A 7637-nucleotide genomic window follows, 5' to 3' on the forward strand; every position below is an offset into this window, starting at 1 on the left:
CGACTGGCTTAGACACCCAAGATCATCGGGGACCGCGTTCGTCGTTCACAACCCCCCGGGTGCCACCCGCCGTTTGGCCTGCCGATCTACCGGCTCATCTCAGCATCTGAGAACGCATTAGCCCTGGCAGTTTGTCCCCGGCGGCGGAGCAGTGCGTCGTAGCCGGCCCCCGAGCGGCCGGTTCGTGGCAGAGTGGCGGGATGCCTGGCGCGCGGTACGGGATGGATGCGCCCTACGGGTTCGGCTTCGTGGGCCTGGTCGTGCTCGGGTTCTGGGTGACCGGGCTGGTGATGGCGGTCACCGCCGATCCGGCCGCCGCGCTGCCCGCGCTGGTCTCCGGCACCCTGCTGGCGGGATGCCTGGCCCTGAGCCTGCACGCCACGCTGCGCGGCAAGTTCCTGGTCTGGCGGGACGTGCTGGACCAGCTGGACCTGCGTGGCGACGAACGGCTGCTCGACCTCGGATGCGGACGCGGCGCCGTCCTGTTGGCCGCCGCCCGGCATCTCCCGCAGGGCCGGGCGGTCGGCGTGGACCTGTGGCGCGGACGGGACCAGTCCGGCAACACCCCGGCGGCGACTCTGCGCAACGCCCGCGCCGAAGGCGTCGCCGACCGCGTCCACGTGCAAGGGGGTGACCTGCGCAGACTCCCGTACGCGGAGGCGAGCTTCGACCTGGTCGTGTCCAGCCTGACGGTGCACACCATCTTCGGCGCGGACGCCCGCGCCCAAGCCATCGCCGAGGCGTACCGGGTGCTGCGACCGGGCGGCCGCCTGCTGATCGCCGACCTGGCGCGGACCCCCCGCGAGTACGCAGCGGTGCTGGCCCGGCTGAACGCCCAGGACATCAGCGTGCGCGGCCTCGGCTGGCGCGCGTGGTGGGGCAGTCCGTGGGTCCCGACCCGCCTGCTCACCGCCCGCAAACCAACCACCCCCTGAACACACCTACCGGCACGATCCAGGCCCCTTTGGTTACCTGGCGTCCGACGAGCATCCTCGATTGCACTGAGTAGCCAGACGTGTGTGTTTCACTGCATCCGGGAGGTCATCCTCCGTCTCATCGGCAGGACCACCACTGGGCGCCGGGCGATTCCGGTCTCCGGATCCTCGACCAGGTGACCGCGCAGCCTCGCGACGAACTGTTCGGCCCTGACTACGGCCGGGGTTCGCCGGGCGGCATATTCCATCCGCCGATAGTCCGAGGTCAGCATCCACAAGGCTGACGACAACGCCCGCACAACGGGCAGCGGCCGCACGCGAGAAGCATCGTCTGTGTTGGGATGTAGTCGTTCCGATCACGTCGAGGATACGCAGGTCAGCGGGTGCGGTGGCGTGCAATCGGGCAGGATGATCAAGGGGCGGTCACGGTCGCCGACGGTACGAGCGGAGGCCAGGTCAGCCGGTATGACGGCCGGGATCGGTTTGATTCCCAAGCTGACAGCGTGGATTCGAATCCGTCGCCCGCTTCGGCAGCCAAGGCAGGCCGGGAACTTGTTCCGGAAGATCCTCGCGGTCAGGCAGCATGGAGCGATGTCCGTGGATCAGCCGGTGCCTCGCGAACTCAAGGTTGCGGGCACTGCGGCACTGGTCACGCTGGAGGAGACGGCACTCCGGCTAGGCCTTTCCCAACGGCTCCCCGCCGCATGGGTAGTCGGGCACGCCGCTCCCGAGGGGCGCCACTACTTGTGGCCAGCTTTCTGGCACAGACTGTCCCACCGCCCCGACATCCCCGACCACTTGCGGTGCGAATTGCTGATACAGCTCCGTACTGGGGAGCGAGTCAGGAGCCTGCTGGACGTGCTCCCAATGGATTTCGACCCGCTTGAGAAGGTGACGTCACGCGACGAAGGGCAACAGGTTGTCCACCTGCTGAACACGGAACTCTCGGTGTCGGAATGGGATTCGCAGAGGGCCGAGGGCGCATCCGGTGCCGGTAGCCCCAGCGGTTGCTAACGGCAGCGCTAGACCAGATCTCCCGGCTTTCGGATGTTCGGCCGTCATCCTGCGGGGACACGGTCTGGTTCCTGGGCCTCCGGGCCTCCGGCGATTGCATCGCGGCAGAGCACGCACTCGGTGTCCGGACAGCCGGTGATGCCCTGGTCAGCGGTGATCGCGGCGGTCGCGGCGGTGAGCACCGGCCGGGCGGGGAAGGCGCGCCAGCGGGCGGGGGATCCAGGCCGTAGGCGATTTTCCGGGGAACGAACAGCCCGCCTCCTTAGTACGTCGGAGCATTTCTTCCGGCCGACCGGTAGTGCGTCCCTGTCAGTCGTGGTTGATGGAGAATCCCAAGACGACCGCGGCGGACACGACGACATGTCCGGGCGCAAGATCCTCAGGGGATGCCTCGCCGCCAGAGCCGTGCCCGCGATACCGCTCGAATCTGGCCTGCTCGGGATCGACGTCATCGATGTGCACAACGGCCCCCAGTCGCACTCCTGCGGCCTCGGCGAACAGTTCGGCTTTGCGTCGAGCCGCACCGACCGCCTGTCGGCGAGCCTCCGCGCGCAACTCGCCCTTGCCGGCTACATCGAAGTCCACCGCTTCTATCTCATTGGCGCCTGCCGCGACCAAATCGACGAGCATGGGCTGGACATCATCAAGAGCACCGGATTCGACGGCGAACGAGGCCTGACACTCGTACCCGATGAACTTGCGTTCCGACCCGCCGTAGCTCCACGAACTCTTCAGGTCGAGCCGTGATCGCTCGACTGCCGCGTCCGATATCCCATGCTGCCGCAGTGTCTGCCGGACCGCTTGCACGGCGTCACTGGCCGCGGCGAACGCCTGAGACGGTGTCTGCTCTACCCGGATCACCTTGAACCTGGCCCGGACGAGGTCGGGCATGGCCTTGACGCTCGATGTGCCGTAGGCGGCCACGCCCCACGGCCGTTCCATCATTTGCATGCCGATGATCTAAGCATCGCGCCACCCCCACCGCGTCCTGGACGGGAAGATCGACGTCCAAGACGATGCGTTCATAGGCGATACGCCTACAGAGCGCGACTTGCGCTCCCAAAGATTGCGAGCATCCACATCGGCGGTGGCGACCTCCGCAGCAACCGAGTCAACCTTCTCGAGTCCAGTGCCCGATTGCCAGTGCGAACCTGCCGGTCTTCTCGGCAATGTCGTCACCTTCCGCCTATCGCATACCGGAAGCCCCCGGCGCCGACTCCGAGCGCTCAGCGGCAAGTGAGGACGTCTTCGGCTGCCCGCCGTGACAACCGTCAAGGTGGACCACCATGGGTCAGCGGTGTCGCTGTCGCAGGTCGTAGTGCTGGGAGTGAGGGTCGAATCTGGTGAGTACGGCGCGTGCCTGGGGTGGCACGTAGGACTGGGTGGGCCCGCCGGCGAATCGTTCGATGGCGGCCATGTCATCGAAGACCATGGCGGTGAGGAACTCGTGTTCGCCGGTCTGCTCGGCGGGACGGCGTCGCCAGACATCGAACGAGCGCAGGCCGTCCAGATTCCTGGCCAGGATGCCTGGTGCCACGTCGGTGTTGAGGATCTCCTCGTAGCTGTTGGCCAGTTCGGCGGTCGTCCAGCCCCGCCAGAGTCGGAGGATCATCGCCGCTCCCCATCTTTGACAGTATGCTGTCATTCTATGGTTTCCGAGCGATCATCGGCAACGGTCGAGGCCTACCGCCTGCTCATCGCCGACGTGTACCAACTGGCCGGGCTGTCGCGGCACACCGCCGAAGACATCGCCCGCGAGGAGGGCCAGTCGACCGCGCGCTGGCACGTCCTCAGCGTGCTGAGCGAACGACCGATGACGGTGTCGGGCGCCGCCCGGCGGCTGGGGCTGACCCGGCAGAGCGTCCAACGAGTCGTCAACGAACTCAAGGCCGCAGGGCTGGTCGTCGGGACCGGCAACCCCGATGATGCGCGAGCTCCTCTGGTTCAGCTCAGTGACTCGGGCAGACAGACCTTGGCGCGCCTGGACGCCGCCGGACGCCGTCACCGCAGCCAACTCCTCACCGACACCGACCTTGACGCGGCGAGCCTGAACCAAGCGCGAACCACCGTCCAGCAGCTCATCCGCATGCTGTCGGCATGAGCAACGGGGACCACGACGAACGCGTGACTCAGTCGGCCGCTCGATCGGCGGCATGTGGGCGCTCCTGCCTCATGGACCAGGTGCTGCGCAACATGTATGAGTGGATGAATGCGCCCTGACGAGAGCGAGGAGCCTCCCGGCACCGCGGCGCTGCGGGAACGGTTGCGGCATGTCTACTGGATCGGCGGCGGCAGCGGCGCCGGCAAGTCGACCGTTGCCCGGCGCATCGCGTCCCGGTGCGGCTTGCGCGTGTACTCGACCGACGAGGTGATGCCGGACCACGCCGGCCGCAGCGCGCCGGAAGACGCCCCGTACCTGAGCAGGTTCAAGAGCATGGACATGGACGAGCGCTGGGTGAACCGGCCCCCGGAGACGATGCTGGAGACCTTCCACTGGTTCCGGGGCGAGGGCTTCAACCTGATCGTCGAAGACCTGCTGCGCTCGCCCGCGGACACCGGTGTGATCGCCGAGGGCTTCCGGCTGCTGCCCCACCTGGTCAAGCCGCTGCTCACCGAGCCTTGCCGTGCGGTCTGGCTGCTGTCGACGCCCGAGTTCCGCCGGTCCGCGTTCGAGGGCCGCGGCTGGGAGATCCCCAGCAGGACCAGCGACCCTGAACGGGCGCGGCACAACCTGCTCGAGCGCGACCGGATGTTCACCGACCGGCTCTCCAAGGAGACCAGGCACCTTGGACTCTCCGCCATCGAGGTCGACACCACGATGAGCGAGGCTGAGTTGACCAGGCAGGTGACGCAGTCGCTCGGGCTCTGACGGGGCCGCCCGCGTTCCCTTGCGGGTTCGCACGGGGGACGGGATGGCCACCGCCCACGTCTCAATGGGCGATCGCTGCTGGCTGGTGGACGAGGTCGGCGACATCCACCGCTTCCCCAGCCGGGGCGCACCTAGAACGGCACGGCCACCATCGACGCGTCCTCCGGAGACCAGGTCCGGCACCGGCTCTCACGAGCAGGAAATGGCTTTTGCTGCGCGTCTGAAGTTCCCCGAGTGCTGCTGGTCGGCATGGATGTCAGCATGCTTGGTTAGGCTGTTCCTGGTTCGGGTCCGGAGGGTGGTGGCGTGGTGCGGGACGTCGACGTTGCTCGTTGGCGGCTGCGCAGCCAGCACCTGGTTCGGCCCTATGCCGGGTCGGCGGGTGAGGTGGTGGGTTCACTGCTGGCCGTCCAGGCGGAAAACCCTGGTCAGGCGGCTTGGGCGGTAGCCTCGCGCACACAGAACCCCGACCGGGCCGATCTGGCGGCCCTCCTCGACGACGGCGCCATCGTTCGTACACATGTGCTGCGCCCGACGTGGCACTTCGTGCGGGCCGAGGACATCGGCTGGCTGCTCGACCTGACCGGTCCCCGCGTACGGCGGGTCACCGGCCAGCAGCTACGCACTACTCACGGCCTCGACGAACGTTCCATCGACCAGGCGGTCGCCGCCGTCACGGAGGCATTGGCGAGCCGGGGACAGCTCACCCGCGCGGAGCTGGCCGAGGAGTTGCGCGAGCGCGGTGTCGCGGGCAGCGGGCAGATGCTGATGATCCTGCTGGCCCACGCCGAGTTGGACGGGCTGATCTGCAGCGGCCGAGTCGTCGACGGCGAACACACCTACGCGCTGATGGCCGAGCGCGTGCCGATACCGCGGCGGCTCTCCCGGGACGAGGCCCTGGCCGAACTCGCGCTGCGCTACTTCACCGGCCATGGACCGGCCACTGAACGGGACCTGGCCTACTGGGCGACGCTCACCCTCACCGACGTGCGCGCCGGCCTGCAACAGGCGCGTGATCGGCTCGACTCGTTCGAGCACGACGGGCGCACCTTCTGGCACGCCCCCGGAGAACCCCCGGACCGACCGCAGGATCCCGCGGGCCATCTTCTGCAGGTCCTCGACGAGACCTACCGCGGCTACCAGGACTCCCGCTGGGTGCTGGACGCCGCCGGCGACGTTCCGCGCACCCGAGAGTCCGCAATCGGGATGGCACTGGTCGACGGGCAGCTCCTCGCCTCCATGCGGCGCACCATCGACCGCGACCGTGTGCGGTTCGACCTGCGGCCTTACCGGACCCCGACACCTCTGCAGATCGAAGCCCTGGACCAGGCCGCCAGCCGGTACGGCGAGTACCTGCAGCTCAAGGCCGAGATCACTTTCTCTTGACCGACCGCCTGCTCCCGAACAGCGCGCCCCGTCGCCCGCCCCCCGCTGATGCGGTCCCTCGCTGCGCCCGGCCCACGCCGCCATCCGCGCTGACCGCGGCATGAGCGTGCATCGCCCTGTGATGCGAGATGCGCTCTCCGCGGGGGAAGAGACCGGTTCTAGCGGATGGTGGCTAGTGGCGTGGCTGGAGGAGTTCAGCGCGGACGAGTTCGAGCAGTCGGCCAACCCAGTTGCGCCCTCCGCGTGGGCCGCGGTCGGTCCAGAACGGTGACTCGGAGATGCCGGTGTAGCTGATTCGTGCGTCGGCGGTGGACAGCAAGATCTCAGCCAATTCGGGGTGCTGGGTGAACTTGGCGCGCAGCAGACCAGCCATCACAGCAGTCCGGGCGGCTGCCCAGTCCGGCCGCAATGTGCACCGGCCGCCGGTCTCGTGGGCCTCGCGGACGGTGGCCGCGTCCCGGATGCGGTCGTGATCCGAGCGGGCAGCCACTGCGCTCGCCCAATACCCATGGATGATCGTGGGATAGGTCTGGCCGGCGAAGGTGAACGGAGCCGGAAACTCGTTGCGCAGTACCCACAGGTCCAGATGCTCCGGCGGCTCGGTGAGCGGATTAACTCGCTCATGCAGGGTGATCGCAGCCGCCCCCGCCTGCACCGGATCGTCGGCATGCAGGACATCCCGGTGCTCACGCTCACGCTGCAGGCCTTGATCGCCGGCGTTGAAGTACTCCAGAACCTTAGAGTGCATCTCCGCGGTGGCGATCGGCCCGTCCCCGCCCACCGGTTCGCCGATATCGGTGACCAACTGCCGCAGCGGGATGTCCTGCAGGTCCATGTCGCCCAGCACGAACACCCGCCGGTGCGCCGGGATCGCCAAGTACGCCTCGCGGATGTGCACCCGGTTGTCCTCGGCAGGATCAGACTGGTACCGCCTGATCGCCTCCCAGCACCGGTCCGAGGTCGTCGGCCGGCCGTTCAACGCCTCGATCTCGTCAGCGACCTCACCCAGGAAACCCTGGTTCGTCAACGGCTCCGGATAGCGTGCCGACCACCGCGGCGTCGGCGCAGGCCGCTCGGGCACCGGACGCTCAGGATCACGGAGAACGATCTTCCCGGACTCGAGTCGTTGCCGCAGCCCGCGCAGATCGAACACCTCCCCGCACCTGAGCAGACCGTCAGCGTAGGCGAACAGATCGTCCACGTAGTAGCCGGAATAGCTTTTGATCCAGACGTGGCACCACACCCCGTCGACCCGCTCCCCATCCACGAGCCGATAGGTCGGCCTCCTCCACACCATCCACGCAAACTAGTACGGCAGTCGTAGAACGTGATCTGAACGGGCAGGGACCGGCCGTAACGTAGGACAGCCGCCCGATGATCTTCGAGTTGTGACGCAAGAAGAACCTTGGGCGGCTGCTGCCGTCATGGTAGAG

At 67.7% G+C, this 7637-nt stretch carries 7 protein-coding genes; 4 read left to right on the forward strand and 3 right to left on the reverse strand.

From position 1 onward, the window contains the following. The first annotated feature begins 200 nt into the window (after positions 1–200). Positions 201–935 carry a class I SAM-dependent methyltransferase gene (locus E1285_RS41520; RefSeq protein ID WP_132160191.1) on the forward strand — a complete coding sequence of 245 codons (735 nt, stop codon included), beginning with the start codon at positions 201–203 and terminating at the stop codon, positions 933–935. Positions 936–2258: 1323 nt separating this feature from the next. Here the strand turns inward: E1285_RS41520 and E1285_RS41535 are convergent. Together E1285_RS41535 and E1285_RS41540 are read right to left on the reverse strand one after the other, a co-directional pair. Next, positions 2259–2900 carry an SIMPL domain-containing protein gene (locus tag E1285_RS41535; RefSeq protein ID WP_132160195.1) on the reverse strand — a complete coding sequence of 214 codons (642 nt, stop codon included), beginning with the start codon at positions 2898–2900 and terminating at the stop codon, positions 2259–2261. A 340-nt stretch (positions 2901–3240) separates the two neighbouring features. Next, positions 3241–3561 (reverse strand): antibiotic biosynthesis monooxygenase, encoded by a 321-nt coding sequence (locus tag E1285_RS41540; protein ID WP_132160196.1) that lies wholly within the window; start codon positions 3559–3561, stop codon positions 3241–3243. A gap of 36 nt (positions 3562–3597) precedes the next feature. Here E1285_RS41540 and E1285_RS41545 point away from each other — a divergent pair, with 36 nt between their 5' ends. The 3 genes from E1285_RS41545 (at position 3598) to E1285_RS41560 (ending at position 6204) form a co-directional block, all read left to right on the forward strand. Beyond that, positions 3598–4050 (forward strand): MarR family transcriptional regulator, encoded by a 453-nt coding sequence (locus E1285_RS41545; RefSeq protein ID WP_132160198.1) that lies wholly within the window; start codon positions 3598–3600, stop codon positions 4048–4050. A gap of 108 nt (positions 4051–4158) precedes the next feature. After that, complete coding sequence (locus E1285_RS41550) at positions 4159–4818, forward strand: shikimate kinase (RefSeq protein ID WP_132160200.1); 660 nt, start codon at positions 4159–4161, stop codon at positions 4816–4818. Between the two features lie 306 nt (positions 4819–5124). Beyond that, entirely contained in the window at positions 5125–6204 is a 1080-nt protein-coding gene (locus tag E1285_RS41560) for a winged helix DNA-binding domain-containing protein (RefSeq protein WP_132160202.1), read from the forward strand. A 172-nt stretch (positions 6205–6376) separates the two neighbouring features. Here the strand turns inward: E1285_RS41560 and E1285_RS41565 are convergent, their stop codons facing one another. After that, entirely contained in the window at positions 6377–7501 is a 1125-nt protein-coding gene (locus tag E1285_RS41565) for an NADAR family protein (RefSeq protein WP_132160204.1), read from the reverse strand. Positions 7502–7637: the final 136 nt, after the last annotated feature.

The sequence above is a fragment of the Actinomadura sp. 7K507 genome (assembly GCF_004348425.1).
Lineage (GTDB): Bacteria > Actinomycetota > Actinomycetes > Streptosporangiales > Streptosporangiaceae > Spirillospora.